General features: G+C 66.8%; 18 protein-coding genes. 8 read left to right on the plus strand and 10 right to left on the minus strand.

Translation table 11 applies throughout. From position 1 onward, the window contains the following. Positions 1-80 precede the first annotated feature (80 nt). The 6 genes from ACOYR4_RS21280 to ACOYR4_RS21305 all read right to left on the minus strand — a co-directional run bounded on the left by ACOYR4_RS21280 (position 81) and on the right by ACOYR4_RS21305 (position 6,163). Entirely contained in the window at positions 81-848 is a 768-nt protein-coding gene (locus ACOYR4_RS21280; protein ID WP_422847962.1) for a midcut-by-XrtH protein, read from the minus strand. Next, entirely contained in the window at positions 787-1,515 is a 729-nt protein-coding gene (locus ACOYR4_RS21285) for a collagen-like triple helix repeat-containing protein (RefSeq protein WP_291444388.1), read from the minus strand. The genes ACOYR4_RS21280 and ACOYR4_RS21285 overlap by 62 nt, the downstream gene beginning before the upstream one ends. A gap of 22 nt (positions 1,516-1,537) precedes the next feature. After that, positions 1,538-2,359, minus strand: a complete 822-nt coding sequence (locus ACOYR4_RS21290) for an IPTL-CTERM sorting domain-containing protein (protein ID WP_422847963.1) — start codon at positions 2,357-2,359, stop codon at positions 1,538-1,540. A gap of 333 nt (positions 2,360-2,692) precedes the next feature. Continuing rightward, the gene (locus ACOYR4_RS21295) at positions 2,693-3,742 is read right to left on the minus strand and encodes a helix-turn-helix domain-containing protein (RefSeq protein WP_422847964.1); all 1,050 of its coding nucleotides are present in this window, start codon (positions 3,740-3,742) and stop codon (positions 2,693-2,695) included. Between the two features lie 160 nt (positions 3,743-3,902). After that, positions 3,903-5,090 carry an Acg family FMN-binding oxidoreductase gene (locus ACOYR4_RS21300; protein WP_295943802.1) on the minus strand — a complete coding sequence of 396 codons (1,188 nt, stop codon included), beginning with the start codon at positions 5,088-5,090 and terminating at the stop codon, positions 3,903-3,905. A 17-nt stretch (positions 5,091-5,107) separates the two neighbouring features. Then, positions 5,108-6,163 (minus strand): NAD-dependent epimerase/dehydratase family protein, encoded by a 1,056-nt coding sequence (locus ACOYR4_RS21305; protein ID WP_422847965.1) that lies wholly within the window; start codon positions 6,161-6,163, stop codon positions 5,108-5,110. 142 nt (positions 6,164-6,305) lie between these two features. Here ACOYR4_RS21305 and ACOYR4_RS21310 point away from each other — a divergent pair, with 142 nt between their 5' ends. After that, positions 6,306-7,190 carry a LysR family transcriptional regulator gene (locus ACOYR4_RS21310; RefSeq protein WP_422847966.1) on the plus strand — a complete coding sequence of 295 codons (885 nt, stop codon included), beginning with the start codon at positions 6,306-6,308 and terminating at the stop codon, positions 7,188-7,190. Positions 7,191-7,198: 8 nt separating this feature from the next. Here the strand turns inward: ACOYR4_RS21310 and ACOYR4_RS21315 are convergent, their stop codons facing one another. Together ACOYR4_RS21315 and ACOYR4_RS21320 are read right to left on the minus strand one after the other, a co-directional pair. Beyond that, entirely contained in the window at positions 7,199-7,669 is a 471-nt protein-coding gene (locus tag ACOYR4_RS21315) for a hypothetical protein (RefSeq protein ID WP_422847967.1), read from the minus strand. Between the two features lie 15 nt (positions 7,670-7,684). Then, on the minus strand, positions 7,685-8,383 hold the full coding sequence (locus tag ACOYR4_RS21320; RefSeq protein ID WP_422847968.1) for a hypothetical protein: 699 nt from the start codon (positions 8,381-8,383) through the stop codon (positions 7,685-7,687). 240 nt (positions 8,384-8,623) lie between these two features. Here ACOYR4_RS21320 and ACOYR4_RS21325 point away from each other — a divergent pair, with 240 nt between their 5' ends. From ACOYR4_RS21325 to ACOYR4_RS21355, 7 genes are all read left to right on the plus strand, one after another. After that, entirely contained in the window at positions 8,624-10,279 is a 1,656-nt protein-coding gene (locus ACOYR4_RS21325; protein ID WP_422847969.1) for a DUF4139 domain-containing protein, read from the plus strand. A gap of 110 nt (positions 10,280-10,389) precedes the next feature. Beyond that, a complete protein-coding gene (locus tag ACOYR4_RS21330; RefSeq protein ID WP_422847970.1) occupies positions 10,390-10,887 on the plus strand; it encodes a universal stress protein in 498 nt (165 codons plus the stop codon). Positions 10,888-10,905: 18 nt separating this feature from the next. Beyond that, positions 10,906-11,430 carry a phosphatidylglycerophosphatase A gene (locus ACOYR4_RS21335; protein ID WP_422847971.1) on the plus strand — a complete coding sequence of 175 codons (525 nt, stop codon included), beginning with the start codon at positions 10,906-10,908 and terminating at the stop codon, positions 11,428-11,430. After that, positions 11,430-11,957: a CinA family protein gene (locus tag ACOYR4_RS21340; RefSeq protein WP_422847972.1), complete on the plus strand. Its 528-nt coding sequence runs from the start codon at positions 11,430-11,432 to the stop codon at positions 11,955-11,957. Before ACOYR4_RS21335 ends, ACOYR4_RS21340 begins: the two co-directional genes overlap by 1 nt. Before the next feature lie 92 nt (positions 11,958-12,049). Further along, positions 12,050-12,955, plus strand: coding sequence for an alpha/beta fold hydrolase (locus ACOYR4_RS21345; RefSeq protein ID WP_422847973.1), 906 nt, complete (start codon positions 12,050-12,052; stop codon positions 12,953-12,955). A gap of 218 nt (positions 12,956-13,173) precedes the next feature. Further along, positions 13,174-15,063: a patatin-like phospholipase family protein gene (locus ACOYR4_RS21350; protein WP_422847974.1), complete on the plus strand. Its 1,890-nt coding sequence runs from the start codon at positions 13,174-13,176 to the stop codon at positions 15,061-15,063. A gap of 84 nt (positions 15,064-15,147) precedes the next feature. After that, the gene (locus ACOYR4_RS21355) at positions 15,148-15,636 is read left to right on the plus strand and encodes a nuclear transport factor 2 family protein (RefSeq protein WP_422847975.1); all 489 of its coding nucleotides are present in this window, start codon (positions 15,148-15,150) and stop codon (positions 15,634-15,636) included. A gap of 127 nt (positions 15,637-15,763) precedes the next feature. Here the strand turns inward: ACOYR4_RS21355 and ACOYR4_RS21360 are convergent, their stop codons facing one another. Both ACOYR4_RS21360 and ACOYR4_RS21365 read right to left on the minus strand, forming a co-directional pair. Next, positions 15,764-16,417 (minus strand): hypothetical protein, encoded by a 654-nt coding sequence (locus ACOYR4_RS21360; protein WP_422847976.1) that lies wholly within the window; start codon positions 16,415-16,417, stop codon positions 15,764-15,766. Between the two features lie 287 nt (positions 16,418-16,704). After that, complete coding sequence (locus ACOYR4_RS21365; protein WP_309828380.1) at positions 16,705-17,559, minus strand: UPF0149 family protein; 855 nt, start codon at positions 17,557-17,559, stop codon at positions 16,705-16,707. Between the last annotated feature and the right edge of the window lie 18 nt (positions 17,560-17,577).

Consider the following 17,577-nt stretch of genomic DNA (forward strand, 5'->3'; position numbering starts at 1 on the left):
GCAGATTCACGAATGCAACTTGGCTTGGTGCGAAGCCCGTGTTGCCTAATCACACTGCACCAAACTGCGTGCGATCCAGGTCAGTGGGGCTTGGATACCAGCAGGTAGCAGCGTTCACCTGCTGCCAACACCATCCCCACCGTGCACCGCGGCGGGTCGCGGGGGTCGCGGTCGTTATGCGCGGGTGTCAGGGTGATACCCGTGATGCGCAGCGACTGGGTTGTGGTGTTGCGCACACCGTATTGGTGCATGAAGTCGGCAAACGCAAGGTCCAATGCGGCGTGGTAAGGAATATCCGCACTACCGCCCGCCGGGTTGTCCAAGACCACATCGACCTCCACCGGCACAGCGTCCGCATCGCGACTCCAAGATGTCATCAGCATCACTGCCGTCAAAAAACCAGGACCAGCCGCCCATGCCCAACACCCCATACGCCCACGGGCTGCGCGCCATGCCACCGGGACCATCGACAGCGACAAGATCACCAAGGCCCACTGGGCCATGGTGGGCACTGGTTGTGCGGCGCCGGCCAGAGCAGCCGCGAACGTAATCGTCCCCACCGGGGGCTGCGCCTGGGCCCATGCACATGGAGCACCTGACGCGGCGACGACAGTCAGGAATCTGGACAGGGAACGGTATGGAAGCAAAGGGAAGTGATTCATCGGGATTGCCATAAAAAACTCACCGAAGCGGCGCTCCGAAAAGAGGCCACTGCTGGTTGAGGAAAGAAACAAGCCCAGCAGCTCCGGACATTCGGGGCCTGTGGGCTTGGCAGGGAACGGTGGCTCAGCGCATGGCAGAAAAGCAGAAACTGAGGTCTTCACCCGCGTTGATCGTGCTGCCCACATCCACCGTCACCAGCAGGTCTATGAACGAACTAGTGGTGCTATACGTGGCCGCCAGGCTGCGGCCTGTGCTGGTGCGTATGTCCAGCAGCGCCGTGAGGTTGGTGCCGCCAGGACTCTGGTCAAAGAAGATGAAATAGGTGCGGGTCTGGCCACCGCCATAGGCGGGGTTCACCGTGTAGCCGGTACCACTCAAGATGGTGGCGGGCGCCAGCGTGTTCGACAGCGGGTCCTGAACCTTGAAACAGCCATGGCGCAGAAAAGACACACCCGCCACCGTACCCGCAGGCCCTGCAGGGCCTGTGGCTCCGGTAGCACCTTGCGGACCTGCCGGACCGGTCGGCCCCTGCGGACCTGGGGAGCCCTGGGCACCAGTCGCACCGGTACTACCAGGATCGCCCTTGGGTCCCTGAGGCCCCGGAGGACCTGCCGGACCCACAGGCCCCGCCGCATCCACAGAAAGAACCCCTTGGGCATCAGCACGCACGAAGCCCGCCCCGGCGAGCTGGGGCAACCTGACCTTGCCGTCGTTATCGAAGGCGGAGATGGTCTGCCCGGAGGTGGACGACTGGATGACTACGCCGCCAGCGCCTGACAGGGTGACTTGCGCGAAGGCCGTACTGGCCACCAGAATCGTAGAAGCGCAGAGGAAAGAGATCGTCTTGAACATAGATCGGTCAGGGAGATGGCGCTCAGTGCGCTTGTCTATCGAACGGCGGCATGGCCGTGGTGCGCTGCGCCCGCAACCGGCGCCCACCCAGCAGTCCGGCCATCGCTGACAGCAGCAGCAGACACCATTGACTGAGCGTGGGCACTGCCACAACGGATGGAGCGGCAGGAGCAGCCAGCGCAAACCAGCCAGGTGCATTGCCGCCCACCAAACCGTTCTGGCCGGTAGCCGCCAGCCGCTGGCCACGGGAGGCATCGACGTCCGCCACACCAACCGTGCCGATTTGCTGAACGCCGCCAGGCAGCAGGGTGACGAACGCCATCCCCCCCTGGCCTTGCAGCGTCACATCGTTCAACGTCAACGTACCGGCCACCTGCTGTTCGCTACCCGCCGCAAAGCGCAGAGTCTGTCCGGCTTGCACAGCACTCAGATGGACAAATGTGGTGTTCCCGGTGATGTCTGCAGTGCTGCCCGTGCTACAGCGCCCCACCACCGCTACGGTGCTGCCGGAGCCTGAGAAACCGGCAGGTCCCGCCGCGTTATGCCAGCCGGCACCCAGCTCGATACGGGCGCCGGCGGCTGCTATGGAGCCTGCTGCGCTGATGCGTACCCGCCCCACCCCCGTGAAGAGGGCGCCCGATGCGTCCAGTGGGCCATTGACTTCCAGGTCGTCGCAAGCCAGATCAATGGTGCCGTGGTACGCCGCGCCTCCCGCCCCCACGGTGAATGCAGCAGCCTGCACGAGAGGCGAAGCAGCAACGCCGAGCACCGCCCATGCAATGCGCCAAGCGGGAGCTATGCCTTGCAGGAGCGCAGCGATGGAACGAGAGCGTCGCGAAGCCATGGAAATAGGCGCCTGAATCTGTTGTTGTCGGAGCCCACGGGCTCTTGTTTCAGCAGCTGCCCAAAAGCCCACGCCGCATGCCAGAGATGGTGCGGGCAAGACGTACCCGGAGATTGACCTGGCGTTTGCCTTGCGCTTGACTGCGCGTTTGCGGGGCCGTTGGGCCGTCAGCACATCACCTGCTTCAATAGCTGGAGGAAACGCTTCGCGAAGATGGTTGTCGCCCCGCTCCCGCTCGGAGGCGCCTCAGAGATTCGATGGGAGAGGAGCCGCGGCGCTTCTCAAGGTGCCGAGCTGCTGAACGATCAGACCCGGCAGGTCGCCTGCAGTCTGTCAGAGACCGAGCAACCAGTCCGCGTACTCGACCGACGCAGCACTGGGCATGGTCGGCGCCTGGCCATGGCTGCGTGCGGAGTCGGCCGCAGCCCGCACGTCGCTGGGTGTGTGGCCAAAAGTATGGCGGAAGGTACGGCTAAAGTGCGCTTCGCTCGTGAAACCAAGTCGGGTGGCTACGTCAGACACGCGCAGATGCCGATACGCCGGGTTGGACAACATCTGGAATGCACGCTGGAGGCGACGCTGCTGCACGTAGCGCGCCACGCCCCCCAGAGGCTCAAACAGCTGATAGAGGCGGTGGCGCGAAATACCGAAGGTGCGACACAGCGCCTCGGGAGCGAGCGGGTCGCCCAGATGTCGGCCAATGTGGCGCTGTATGCGCTCTAGCGTGACGGCATGCACCTCTGCGCGGGCCTCTGCCAGCGTGCGCTGGCTGGGTCGTATGCATGCCGCCAGCATGTGCGTAGTGGCCCGCACCACGTCGTCAGCCTGGTCCATGCCGATGGAGGGCAGGCGCCGGTGCAGCGCGTTGAGATGGTCCGCCAACAGACCGCCAAAGATGCTGTCTGACCGAAGCACCGTGCCATGGGGATTGGCACCGCCTGCGAAGGCCTCGTCGCCCAGCGCGCGCGGCACGATCAGCGACAGCACGTGCGACCCCTGGGCAACGGTTTGCTGGATTCGGGCCATGTCAAACACCACGACATCACCCGCGCGCACACGCAAATCGTCCTGGTCACTGTGCTGGCCGATGAAGCCCCCATCGCGGTACCACTGCACCAGGTAGTGGTCCAGTCCGTCCTGCGCAGCACGGGCCTGGTTGCGCGCGAAGCGCTGTGCCCCAAACCGCAAATCACCCAGCAGCAACTGGCCTAAGTGCACGGCCTCGACCCGCGCCTGAAAATCCTCCAGCGGTGCGCTCTGCGTCAGCGGAGCCACATCGAAAAGCACAGAGATCCCACTGCGCCAGGCTTCAAAGCGATCCTCGCCCGACGACTGGGTGGTGGCGAAAGCGGTGGATGGGAGAGGCTGGGCGGGAGGCGACATGGCGCCGCGATGATACGGGCTCTTGTCGACTGCAGGCTGTCACAAGCACCGCTGCATGGCTTCGCGTGCGTACGCTCCTGCGGATGAAGTTGGCAGTCCTGCAGAACACTCACTGAGCATCGCTGATACAGCGCAAGTTTTGCAGTGCTCTTGCACGCGGTCACACCTGTACAAATTTCGCGAGCGGCCTGCGCGGCGTGGCGGGCGCCGGGTCGGGTGCGTAGCCCATGCGGCAGAACATCTGCACCGTGGCATCGTGCGGCGTGCGCGGCGCGGGCTGGCCCAGCACCAGCTGGTGCACCCGTTCGTAGTGCGGCGCCATCTCGGCAAACTCCTGCAGGGCCTGGCTCATGGGGTGCATGCCCACGCCCAGCGCGGTGGCCTGCAGCTGCAGGCGCACATAGGCACGCCCGGCCTGGACCTGGTCGCTGCGCGTGTTGGGGCTGGTGATCCACACAAACCCCATGGCCGTGCGACTGTGACCCTCAAAGCGTCCCATCGCGCTTTTGTAGGCGGCGCTGCCTTCGGCCGGGGGCTGGGTGCGATCGAACAGGCCCAGCGCGGCCACGGCGCGCACAAAGGGCGAGTTGATCGAGATGCCGTCACGGTGCTGCAGGATCTCCGCCGGGCCCACGCGCGTGAGGTGGATGCTTTCCATCATGGTGCGCGGCGTGAGCAGCTCGACCTGGGCAGACTCCCAGCACAGCGTGCGCAATGCGGGCAACTGCTCGGCCGCCACGGTGCCGCCCACGCGCAATGCGGTCTGCCCGGAGGCTGGGGCGCTGGCCAGCAGGCGGGCCAGCAGTTCGGGCGCCACCGGGCGGGTGGTGTCGAAATCGGTCTTGGGCGTGCGGCGCAACAGCACCTGGGCAAACAGCGGGTCAGGCTGGCCGCCGGGCTGCAGCGTGATGCGCGCCACCGGGCGCTCGTCCCAGTCTTTCAGCGCCGTGGGCAGCTCGCCCTGCGGCCACAGCTGCACCTGGCTGGCCACGCCCTGCTGGGCCAGCGCCATTACCAGCAGTTCCAGAAACGCGCCGTGGCCGATGAGGATCTGGCGGCCCAGCGGATCGGTGTGGGGCAGCACGCGCTCGCGGTCGGTGCGCAGGGTGATCACGCCCTGCTCGCGCAGGTCCACCAGCCAGGGCTGCAGGTTGTGCGGGTTGGGCGCGGTGATGGCGTAAGCCACGGCGCGGCGGCGCAAGTCGGTCTCGCCCACCGGGCCGTTCCAGGCCTCCACCGCCTCGGCGGGATAGTGCGAGCCCAGTGCGCCACAGGCAGCCAGCGAGCCTGCCGTGGCAGCGGCGATGGTGCCGCCACCGGCCAGGCGGATGAAGTTGCGACGGTTCATGGGAGTGCTCCAAAGGGTCAGAGTGGGTGGGACCCGGCCAGCGCGGCACGGGGCTGGTGGCTGGCAACGAGCCCCAAATCTGCGAGCGCCTGGCGCACGGCCTGGTCAAACGGGGTGTGGGGTTCGTCGCCGATCAGGGTGCGCAGGCGGGTGTTGTCCAGCCGGTGCGGCGTGCGCCACAGATAGCGCATGTCCGCCAACGCAGCGAACGTGGGTGCCACCAGCCCCATCACGCGGAGCAAGAGCCAAGGCAACTGCCCCACCCGCAGCGCGCCGGTTGCAGGCAGCCAGCCCAGCTCCGCCGCAATGGCCGTGAAGCTGCGCAGCCACTGCTGCGCGGTGACGTGGTGGCCCGCGAAGTGCAGGCACTCGAAGGCGGCCAGCCGGTGCCGCTCCTGCGCCACGCGCACCAGCGTGCGGGCCAGGTCGGGCAGGTACGCCCAGGGCGTGGCCACGTCCAGCGGGCCGGGCCAGGTGATGCGGCCCCGGGGCAGGTCCTTGGCGATGGCCTGGTCGATCCAGCTGCCGGTGCCGCTGCCAAAAAAGTCCCCGGCGCGCAGCACCACGGCGCGCATCTCGCCCGCTTGCGTGGTGGCCTGCAGGCGCTGCTCCAGCTGCACCCGCATGCGGCCCTTGAAACCGGTGGCGGCCTGGGGCGTGTCTTCGCGCAGCACGGGCGGCATGGATTCGCCAAAGGTGTAGACGTTGCCCGGCAGCATCAGCGTGGCGCGCAGCTGGCGGCTGACGGCAATGGCCGCCTCCATCAATGCGGGGGCCTCTTCGCGCCAGGCCTTGTGGGTGTAGGCGGGGTTGAGCGCATGCACCACCACCTGCGCCCCTTGCGCCTGAGCAGCCAGCGCGGCGGTGTCGTCGACCGCCACCGGCATCCACCACACCCCGGCGATGGCAGGCAAGGTGGCGCGCTGCGCGCCGGGCCGCACCTGGGCCAGCACCTGCCAGCCTGCCTGTGCAAACGCACGGGTGGCAGCCAGGCCCAGGCGGCCGCGAGCGCCCAGGATCAACACGGTAGGCGGCTGTTCGCCAGCGGTGGGACGCAAGGGTTGAGGGGTCATGCCAGGGCTCCATTCATAAGGGATAGAGCGATTGTGAAAACGCAGGCACCGTTACACAATTGGCTAAGCATTCATACCAGCAATGCAAATATGAATACCATCAACCACCCCGCTGTGGCCCTTTCGCAGGCACGCTATCGCCATGAACCAGACCTTTGACTGGAGCCTCGTGCAGTCCTTCCTGGCCGCGCTCGACCAGGGCAGCCTGCTGGGCGCGGCACGCGCACTCAACGCCAGCCAACCCACCATCGGCCGCCACATTGCCGAGCTGGAGTCGCAGCTGGGCGTGGTGCTGTTCGAACGCACCGGGCGTGGCCTGCTGCCCACGGCCACGGCGCTGCGGCTGGCCGAGTCGGCCCGTGCCATGGAGATGGGTGCCCACCAGCTGGCCCGCAGCGTGTCGGGCGCCGAGGAAGGCGTGACCGGCACCGTGCGCATCACCGCCAGCCAGCCCGTGGCCTGTGTGCTGCTGCCGCCCGTGCTGGCGCGCATGCGCCAGGCGCTGCCCGAGGTGCAGGTGGAGCTGGTAGCCAGCAACCAGGTCACCAACCTGCTGCGGCGCGAGGCCGACATTGCGCTGCGCATGGTGCGCCCCAACCAGGCCAGCCTGGTGGCCAAGCGCATCGGCGCCGTGACGCTGGGCGCCTACGCCCACCGCGACTACCTGCGCCGCAAGGGCACACCCCGCCAGCCGCCCGACCTGCTGCAGCACGAGCTGGTGGGCAATGACCGGCACGAAGACATCCAACAAGGCTTTGCCGCCATGGGCTACCCGGTGGAACGCCAGCACTTCGCGTTCCGCACCGACGACCTCATGGCCTACTGGGAGGCCGTGCGCGCAGGGCTGGGCATCGGCTTTGTGGGCAACTACATGGCCCGCACCGACCCGAACGTGGTGGCGGTGCTGCCCCAGTTGCCGCTGCCTGATCTGCCCATCTGGCTGACAGTGCACCGCGAGATACGCACCAGCCGCAAGATCAGGGCGGTGTATGACTTTCTGGCGGCAGAGGTGCCCTTGGTGCTGTAGAGGCCGTGTCAGGTGTGCTCAGGCTGCGGCTGCCCACGCACGATGAAATGCCGGGTGAAACCTACAGGGCGGCTCACGCCTGTGGGCTCCGACCACAGCGGAATACGAAAGCCCGGCTCGGGGAGTACCTGAACGCTCCAGTCAGTGTCGCCGATGAACCGGAAGCGGAATGTGTCCAGCTCAGCCGACTCGAGCGGCGAGAACGATCCCGTCGCGTAGATGCCGCCCAGCGTCGCGGAATCCAGCAAGCGCAAATCAGCGTCCAGCAGGTGGATGTGCAGCAGCTCTTCAAACGGCGTGTCGTCGGTGGTGAACAACAGGTAAAACGACTGCCACTGAGCGGCCATCTCCAGCACAGCGCCCGGCACCAGGCATCCGGACGCCCGGCCGTTTCGCAGGATCTCGCACTGGGGTGGAGCGTCTTCATCGGGTGTACGGACGCGTAGCACCGAGAGGTCTGCGGGAGACACGATCTGCATGTGAAAAGCCCCCCACTACCAGAAGAAGTCCACGCCAAACGCAGCCAAAGCGCCGCCTACAAAAGCTCCCACAGTGACACACACTGGAGCTCCCGGGCCACATGCCAGGCCCGCCACCGCACCGCCTGCAATACCACCGCCAATGCCTGCGCCCGTTACCGCCAGTTCGCGGCGCGCAGCACTGGCTTTATCTTCGGCATTGGCGACGGAGTACACCGAGATAGCGATGGACACCACCAGCAGACCGCGCCCCGCGCGCGAAAGGTTGCGCATGGTGGCCGTCACCCGGGGATTGGAGGTGCCTGCGGACTTGACGATCTCCGCGTACACCGCATTCTTCTGCGTAGCCGACAGCCGGTTGAAGTCGGCGGACACGCCATGCAGTTGCTGCGTCTTGCGTGCAATCAGTTCATTGAGCGTTTTGCCCTCCCGCTTGAGTCGCTCCGCCATGGCGCGGCCTACCGGGGTGCTGCGCCCGCGGATGACTTCCATGATCGCGTTGCGCGCCTCTTGGGCCTGCTGCGCGGCTTGCGCCCATGTCATGCGCCCGCTGGCCACCTGGCCCCGCAGTTCGTTCGCCATGGCCTGTATCTGCATCGCATAGGACTGCCGCGCTGCGGCATCGATCGTCAGGTGGGTGCCGGCGTTGGCAATCTCGAACTCCAGCGCTCGAATGGCGGAATCAAAGGCACTCTTGTCCTGGGTATCCTGCACGCGGTGTCTCCAACAAAGGCTAGAAAGGAGTGAGCGGGCTCCACGCCCGCGCCGGCATTTTTAAACGCCAAGGCACATCACACGGCAGATTGCCCTGCAGAAAATGGTTACAGGACGTTGGGCAATCCTTGGGACGTCGCGCCCTCGTGCCAGCCGGGCAAGAGACAGGCCTCATCCCCAATGGCAGCAGTACGTGCGGCTGCTAGCATCCGTGCACTCTGCGCATCTCAGGAGCCGCTCATGCCCATCCCCTCTGCCGTGACCCGCCCCGCGTTGGCCAGTCTGGCACTGTTTCTTCTGGCGACCTTTCCTGCCCAAGCCCAAGACACCTCCCGCATCGCCCGCGTCACCATCTACCCTGGCAGCGCCACGGTGGAGCGTGTGGCCAAGGTGGCCGCTGGCGCCCGCAGCCTCACGCTGGCCTGCCTGCCCGCATCGCTGGATGTGCAAAGCCTGCAGATCAACGCCGACCCCGCCGTGCGCGTGGGCGAGTTCAATGTGCTCACCGAAGACCGCGATATGGCGGCAGGCTGCGCCAGTCCGCTGGACGGCCGCATCCGCGAGCTGGAGGACCAGATCGCCGGGGTGAAGGCCGAGGCCTCGGCCCTGCAGCTGGTGGATGGCTACCTGCGCAGCGTGGCCCAAACCGGCGCGGGATCGGAGGCGCCAGCGCCTGCCAGCACCGCCCCCCGTGCCGCCACCCCAACGCCCGCACAGATCACCGCCACCGCCGAGGTGCTGCGCAAGTCCGGGCAGGACAGCGCTGCACGCGCGCACCAGCTCCAGCGCAAGCAGGAGGCATTGGAACTGGCCCTCAAACCCCTGGTGGCCGAGCGCGACCGCGTGGCCAGCCAGCGTGCGCGGGTGGTGTCGGTCACCATCAACCTGGCCGCCGAGCGCGAGGCCGAACTGCGCCTGTCCTACCAGGTGCGCGGCCCCGGCTGGCAGCCCAGCTACCGGGCGACGCTCGATGCCAACAAATCCACGGTGCTGATCGAGCGCCAGGCCTTGGTGGCGCAGAACAGTGGTGAAGACTGGGGCAACGTGCAGCTGACTTTGTCGACGGGCCAGCCCGGGCGCGCCACACAAGGACAACTGCCGCGCCCCTGGTGGCTGAACGTGGCGCCCCCGCCCCAGGGTTCGCCCGCACCCGCCATGGCGATGGCACCAGCGCCCGCACCAACCGTTGCGTCGCTGTCCCGGTCCCGCAATGCCGCCGAAGAGGCCATGCCCACGTTTGACGTCAGCGCCCTCGACAAGGGGTTTGCCACCGAGTTCGCCGTGCCCCAGCGCATCACCGTGCCTTCCAGCGGCCAGCGCGTGACGCTTGCACTGGGCAACTACAGCGCCCCCGCCACGCTGATCACGCGCACGGCACCCGCCATGGAAGAAGCGGCCTATCTGGTCGCGCAGATTGCCCAGCCGCCCGGCGTGTGGCCTGCGGGTGCAGCGGGCCTGTACCGCGACGGCGCCTTTGTGGGCAACGGCCGCATCGACTTTGGCGCGCCCAGCGCGGGCGCCCCGGCCGGCAGCACCAGCCTGTCGTTTGGCCGCGATGAACTGGTCACCGTGCGGGCCGAGCCTGTGCAGGACCTGACGGGCAGCAGCGGGTTTACCGGCTCGCGCGTGGAGCGCAAGACGCGCCGGGCCTACAGCGTGGAGAACCGCCACAAGACGGCCGTCACGCTGCAGGTGCTGCATGCCGCACCGGTCTCGCGCAATGAAAAGATCGAGGTCGAATCGCGCTACCAGCCCCAGCCGGCAGACACGGCCTGGAACCGCACGCCCGGCACCGTGGCCTGGCAGCAGCCAGTGGCCGCAGGGGCCACCGCGCAGTTCAGCGCCGAGCACACCATCCGTTACCCCAAGGACGTGGAACTGATCGAACGCCAGTGACCTTGGAAACACGGTGACTGGCCCTCTGAACGCCCCGCGCAACAGCGGGTCGGTCACAATCCGTCGCAGCGCCCGCCAAGGCGCCACCGAGCCCCCAGGAGCCCGCCGCCATGAGTTACCAACACCTCCTCGTTGCCGTTGACGGCAGCCCCACCGCCGACCACGCCGTGAACGAAGCCACGGGCCTGGCCCAGGCCACGGGCGGGCGCATTCGCCTGCTGAACGTGATGGACCCGTTGGCCCACATCAGCGGTTTTGAGCGGCCCGAGGTTTACAGCCAGGAAGTGCTGCCCCGCCTGCGCCAGGCCGGCGAGGCCTTGCTGCACCGCACCCAGGAGCGCGTGGCGCAAAGCGGCGTGCCGGTGGACACCGTGCTGATCGAAAACCTCGACGCCCGGGTGGCTGATCTGGTGGTGAAACACGCCCAGGCCTGGGGCGCCGACCTGATCGTGCTGGGCACCCACGGGCGCCGCGGCCTGGCCCGCGTGCTGATGGGCAGCGATGCCGAGCAGATTGCCCGCACCGCCCCCGTGCCCGTGCTGCTGGTGCGCCTGCCCGCCGGGGCAGACGGCAGTGCCACCAATGCCGCCAGCGCCGCCAGCGCCTGACCCTTTTTCTTCCGCGCCATGACCGTTTCCGAGCCCCAGCCCAGCCTTGCCCCCCTGCGCCCCAGCGTGCGCTTCATGCTGTCCCACCCGGCCCACTTCATGGCGCTGGGCTTTGGTGCCGGCCTGGCCCCCAAGGCACCGGGCACCGTGGGCACGCTGTGGGCCTGGCTGGCCTACCTGGTGCTGCAGCAGTGGCTGAACCCGCGGCAGATGGGCCTGCTGATCGCGATCAGCACCGTGGTGGGCTGGTGGGCCTGCACCACCACGGCACGCCACATGCGCGTGGCCGACCCCGGCAGCATCGTATGGGACGAGGTGGTGGCCTTCTGGCTGGTGCTGTGGCTGGCGATGCCCATGGGGCTGTGGGGGCAGGTGGTGGCGTTTGGGCTGTTCCGCTTTTTTGATGCCGCCAAACCCGGCCCGGTGGGCTGGGCCGACGGCCTGTTCAAAGGCTTTGGCTGGCGCGGGGGCTGGGGTATCTTGTGGGACGACTTTGTGGCAGCCTTCTGTACCTTGCTGGTCATTGCACTGTGGAGGTTCTGATGGCACCCACATCACTATCAAAAAGTGAGCTACTAGCGCAAGAATTACAAGCGCTTGAGGCCAATTTGACGCAAATATCGCTGCGTTTGCTGGCCCGCCGCCACCTACTGGCCACTGCCGAGAGCTGCACTGGCGGCATGATCGCCGCCGCCTGCACCGACCTGTCGGGCTCCAGCCAGTGGTTTGAGCGCGGCTTTGTGACCTACTCCAACGAGGCCAAGGCCGAGATGCTGGGCGTGCCCCCCGGCCTGATCGATCAGCACGGTGCGGTGAGCGAGCCCGTAGCGCGTGCCATGGCCGACGGCGCCCTTGCCCACTCGCGCGCGCAGGTCAGCCTGGCCGTGACGGGCGTCGCGGGCCCCACAGGCGGCACCGAGGCTAAGCCGGTGGGCACCGTGTGGTTTGCCTGGTGCGTGGGCGGCGAAACCCACAGCGAAATGCAGCACTTCGCCGGGGACCGCGCCGCCGTCCGCACCGCCACGCTGCGGTACGCGCTGAAGCGGCTGCTGAGCTTGCTGCCTGCCTGACCTCGCTGGCAAGGTCCCAGGCCCCGGCATGGGCAGCGCTGCTGTCGTCCACAAGACAGGGCTTCCCCCGCCCCTTGCCACACCATACGGCCATGACAGCGACACCCTCCTGGTTTGACGGCTTTGCCACCCAGCGCATCACCACCTCGGGCGCGGAGATCTTTGTGCGCACCGGCGGCACCGTGGGCGCGCCCCCGCTGCTGTTGCTGCACGGCTTTCCACAAACGCATGCGCTGTGGCACCGCGTGGCGCAGCAGCTGGCGCGCGACTACTGTCTGGTGCTGCCGGACCTGCGCGGCTATGGCGACTCATCCCACGCGCCCGGCCTGCCCGACCACAGCAACTACAGCAAACGCACCCAGGCGCAGGACATGGCCGAGGTGATGACCACGCTGGGCCACGACCGGTTCTACCTGTGCGGCCATGACCGGGGCGGCCGCGTGGCCCACCGCCTGGCGCTGGACCACGCCGCGCGCGTGAGGAAGCTGTGCGTGATCGACATCGCGCCCACGCTCGACATGTACGCACGCACCGACATGGAGTTTGCGCGCGCTTACTACCACTGGTTCCACCTGATCCAGCCCGCGCCGTTGCCCGAGACCATGATCGGCGGCAACGCGCGCGCCTACCTGCACGCCAAGCTGGGAGGCTGGGGCAGCGCAGGCCTGGCCCACATCGAGCCCCAGGCCCTGGCCGACTATGAGCGCTGCTTTTGCACACCCGAAGCCATCCACACCGCCTGCGAGGACTACCGCGCCAGCGCAGGCATCGACCTGGACCATGACCGCGACAGCCGCACGCGCGGCGAGAAAATCGCCTGCGACACCCTGGTGATCTGGGGCGCGCACGGTGTTGTGCACCGGCTGTTTGATCCGCTGGCGCTGTGGCAGGCGCAGTGTGCAGGCGTGGTCACGGGCCAGGCCGTGCCGGCGGGGCACTTCATTCCTGAACAATTGCCCGGCGAAACCGCCGAGGCACTTCGCAGCTTCATGCGCTGACGGCCCGGTCCCATTCGGCCCGAAGGGGCAATCGAAAGGGCCTGCCGTGCATTTGTTCACGCGCTGCGCAGGCGCCATGCTCCGTGCAGTGCGCACAGGGGCCTTCGCGTTCCTAGAATCCGCCGCTTCGCACGCTGCGGAACACTTGGCCAGCACCGGTGGCTGGCCAGCCATCACCTTTCGCAGCGCCTTCACTGTGCCTTGCCGATTGCGTGACCATGCCTCCCTTTACCGCGACCCAGAACCAACTGCTCACCGAGCACCTGCGCAACTTTCTGCCAGGCATCGAGCCCGAAGCGCTGGAGCTGCTGCGCGCCCAGCTGGAATGGGTGGAGGTGCCTGGCGGCAGCACGCTAATGACCCAGGGCGAGCCCGGCGAATCGATGTACCTCACCGTCAGCGGCCGCCTGCGCGCGTATGTGCGCAGTGACGACGGCCCCAGCGGCACACAGCGCCGCGTCGCCGACATGGGCCGGGGCCAGGTGATTGGCGAGATCAGCCTGTTCACCGACGCACCCCGCGCCGCCACCGTGGTCGCCGTGCGCGACTCGGTGCTGGTGCGCCTGACCAAGGACGTGTTCAAGACCCTGCTGGCCAGCAGCGCCCAGGTGTCGATTGCCCTCACACGCCAGATCATCCAGCGCCTGCAGTCAGGCACCGCCGCCCACACGGCCGCGCAGGAGCGCCCTGTGGCCATGGGCCTGCTGCCCGTGAGCAGCGGCGTGGACCTGCAGGCCTTTGGCCAGCGCCTGGCGCGCCACCTCGGCACGGTGGGCCGCGTGCGGGTGGTGGACTCGACCACCGTGGATGCCGAATTGCACGAACCCGGCATTGCCCAGCGTGAAGGTGCCGACGCCACGGCCAACCGGCGCATCGCCATGCTGCTCGACGAGATCGAGGCGCGCAATGACTTCGTGCTGCTGCTGGCAGACCCGGAGCCCACGCCCTGGACGCGCCGCGTGAGCCGCCACTGCGACGAGTTGCTGCTGCTGGCCGACGCACAGGCCGAGCCCGCCATCCACCCGATTGAAGAAAACTGCCTGCTGCGCCGCGCGCCCCTGGCCGAGGCCGCCGAGATTTTGGTGCTGCTGCACCCGGAAGGCACCCAGTGCCCGCGCGGCACCCAGCAATGGCTGGACCGCCGCCCCGTGGCCGACCACGTGCACGTGCGCCCTGCCCTCGACCGCGACATGGCGCGCCTGGCCCGCATCCAGAGCCGCACCGCCGTGGGCCTGGTGCTGGCCGGTGGCGGCGCGCGCGGGTTTGCGCACCTGGGCATCTACCGCGCGCTGCAGGAAGAAGGCGTGGAGATCGACCGCGTGGGCGGCACCAGCATCGGCTCGGTGATGGCCGCGTATGTGGCGTCCGACCAGCCCCTGACCACGGTGATGGACAACGCCCGCGAGGCGTTCCGCACCAACCCCACGGGCGACTGGAGCCTGCTGCCGCTGATGTCGCTCATCAAGGGCCGCCGCCTGCGCCACATCCTGCACGACGCAGTGGGCCAGCTGGTGGGCTTTCCGGCGCAGGTCGAGGACCTGTGGAAGAACTACTACTGCGTGGCCACCAACTACTCGCGCGCCAGTGAACAGGTGGTGCGCCGGGGCGGCCTGGTGAAGTCGCTGCTGGCCAGCATCTCCATTCCTGGCGCGCTGCCTCCGGTGGTGCACGAGGGCGACCTGCTGTGCGACGGCGGTACGTTCAACAACTTTCCCGTGGACGTGATGCGCAGCAGCATGCGCGGCGTGGGCACGGTGATTGGCGTGGACCTGAACTTCCGCAAACCGCGCCGCATCGAGCTGGACGACATCCCCAGCAGCTGGGCCCTGTTGCGCGACAAGCTGCGGCCGCGCGCCCAGCGCCGCTACAAGCTGCCATCGCTGGCCAGCTACCTCATGCAGGTCACCATCCTGTACAGCATGTCGCGGCAGCGCCAGTCGCAGCAGCTCACCGACCTGTACTTCAACCCGCCCATGGACCGCGTGGGCATGCTGCAGTGGAACCGGTTCGAGCAGATCGTGCAGCAAGGGTATGCGCACGGCATCCAGGTGCTGGACGCCCTGGACGACACCCAGCGGCGGCGCATTGGCGGGCTGCGCACCAGCTGAAAGCACGTCGCCGCGTCGGTCCCGCAGGGGGCAGGCAGCGCGCTGGCCCCGGTGTAGCATGGGCGCCCTTGAGGAGGAGAACCCATGCACCCCAACGCCCAGACCCTGCAACGCTTCTACACCGCGTTTGCGCAACTGGACCACGCCACCATGGCCGCCTGCTACGCCCCCGACGCCACGTTTGACGACGAAGCCTTTTCCCTGAAAGGCCGCGAGCAGGTGGCCGGCATGTGGCGCATGCTGTGCACTGCAACAAAAAAGCCCGGCGCCGCCGAGCACTGGAAGCTGGAGTTCAGCGGCATCGACGCCGATGCGCAGGGGGGCAAGGCCCACTGGGAGGCGCACTACCTCTTCAGCGCCACGGGGCGCAAGGTGCACAACATCATCGACGGCACCTTCACCTTCACGCCCGAGGGGCTGATCGCCACGCACCGCGACCGCTTCAACTTCTGGCGCTGGGCGCGGCAGGCATTGGGCGCACCGGGGCTGCTGCTGGGCTGGTCGCCCTCGCTCAAGCGCAAGGTGCGCAGCACGGCGGCGGGGAATCTGAAGAAGTTTCTGGCGCAGGGGTGAATGGCGCTGCGCCTTGGCTGCTTTGGGGTCGCGGCTGACAGCGTAGCAGACCCCAAGTGCAGCTCTCGGTCAGGAAATGCGGAAGGTGAAAGGCAGGTAGTCTACTGTATCCTCTTTGACAAGAGGCTTAAAAACCATCCTTGTGACTGGATGCGCGATCCGTTCGAATCTTGTGAAGCAGCATTAGTGCCGATCTGATGGTGTCGCTCTGTAAGGCAAAGAGTGCTTTGTTCCGGTGTTCTTCACTCATAGCCGAGATTGCCTGAGCAGAAAGTCCTAAGAGGATCATCAGATCCTTTGAACCGTCTTCGGTTGTTCCAATGTACTGAGCCATCAACTGCTCCCGCGTGAGCAGAGGGGCAGACGCAGATTGACTATCGATGAAAGCCCATGCGTCAGCCAATTGAGCTTTGAAGTCAGAATCAGTCACTTCATCCAAAAGACGCTTGCGCGCCATAGGATGCCTGCCTGCATATGCAGCGAAGAAGAAGAGACCAGTGTTGGATTCAAGTAGCTTTTGCTTGAAACGAAACAATTCTGGCGATTCGACGTGCGGTTGCGACTGTCTCCACCGATCAACCTCCGCGTACAAGAGGTCACGGTAGCGTTTAACTTCGGCTTCCGTGTAGCCTTTGCTCTGACTCGTCCGGCTGTCGTATTCGTCGTGGTGGGGCAGGCAAAGCCAAGCAAGATTGGTCTGGGCATCGTTTGAGCGATCTTGGTCGAGATGCGCAAGCTGCCCAGCCTTTTGATCAAAGTCTCTCGCGAGTGCAAAGCACATACAACACCTGCGAGCACTCCGATAAACCACTTCGGAACTGCGTCGCTTCGTTTAGCTTCTTGCGGTTAGCCATAGAACCTAGTGATATTGGTGCCAAGCGTTTGACATGAGCGACGATGCAAGGTCAGGGGTTCCGGGACGTCTGCTCAACAAATGCCTAAAGGATGAGTTGGATGGGGGTTGCATGCTGGACACTGATTTGCAGCTTGGCTTCATCATGGCGCCCGACGAACCCAGGCCACCACCAGCCTTAAATATCGCACCGAAATCAGTAGCCCCTGACCACCTCAAGCCCCGTGGCACTTCTTGTACTTCTTGCCGCTGCCGCAGTGGCAAGGGTCGTTGCGCCCGGGCTCGGGCGCCTTGCGCACCGTCTCCACGCGCGGGCCCATGCTCTTCCATAGCTGGCGCAGGTCGTACACGGCCCAGATGGCTTCGCCAAACGCTTCCACGCGCGCCTGGCTGGTGCTGGGTGGGCCGTCTTCGTCGTACATGCAGACTTCGGGTTTGCCGGTGTCGTCTTCGGTCAGGGCCACGATGCGCTCCAGCGCATCGTCCAGCCACTTGGCGGCTTCCTTGTCGCGCGGGGCGGCCCAGTCTTCAGGCCAGTTTTCCACCGCAAACATGAAGCCCAGCGCCCACACTTGGCCGAAGGATGGAATCTCCTGGTCGTCGCCCATCTCGGCGCGCTGTTCGTCAGTCAGGCTGGCCACCGCGCCGCGCATGTCCATGGCTTCGGGCTGGAAGGTGCGGTCGTCGTCCAGCGTCTTCACGTCGGTGTCGAGCTGGGCCACGATCTCGTTCCAGCGGCGCATCCACAGGTCCATGAAGCGGGCTTGCTGGGCAGCGTCGGCAAACGCGGGCAGCAGGGGCAGCGGCTCGCCCTCGGCCACATCCAGTTCGGCACCATCGCCCAGCAGCATGGGCAGGTATTCGGCCGGGCCGATGGGGCGGCGGCTGCAGATCAGCGCGGTCATGAAGCCGTCGCAGAACTCCCACTGCGGGATTTCCTCGCCGCGCGCGCGCAGGTCGTCGAGGATGTTGTCCATCTCCTCCAGCTCGTCGGGGCCCAGTGCGGCAGCGGGCGCAGCGGAGGCGTCGAGGTCGTCGTGAGCGGGAGTGGGCGATGTGGGTTCGGTCATGGGAGGCTCCGGTCGTCA

It is taken from the genome of Acidovorax sp. M14, from assembly GCF_049331375.1.
Taxonomy (GTDB): Bacteria; Pseudomonadota; Gammaproteobacteria; order Burkholderiales; family Burkholderiaceae_C; genus Acidovorax.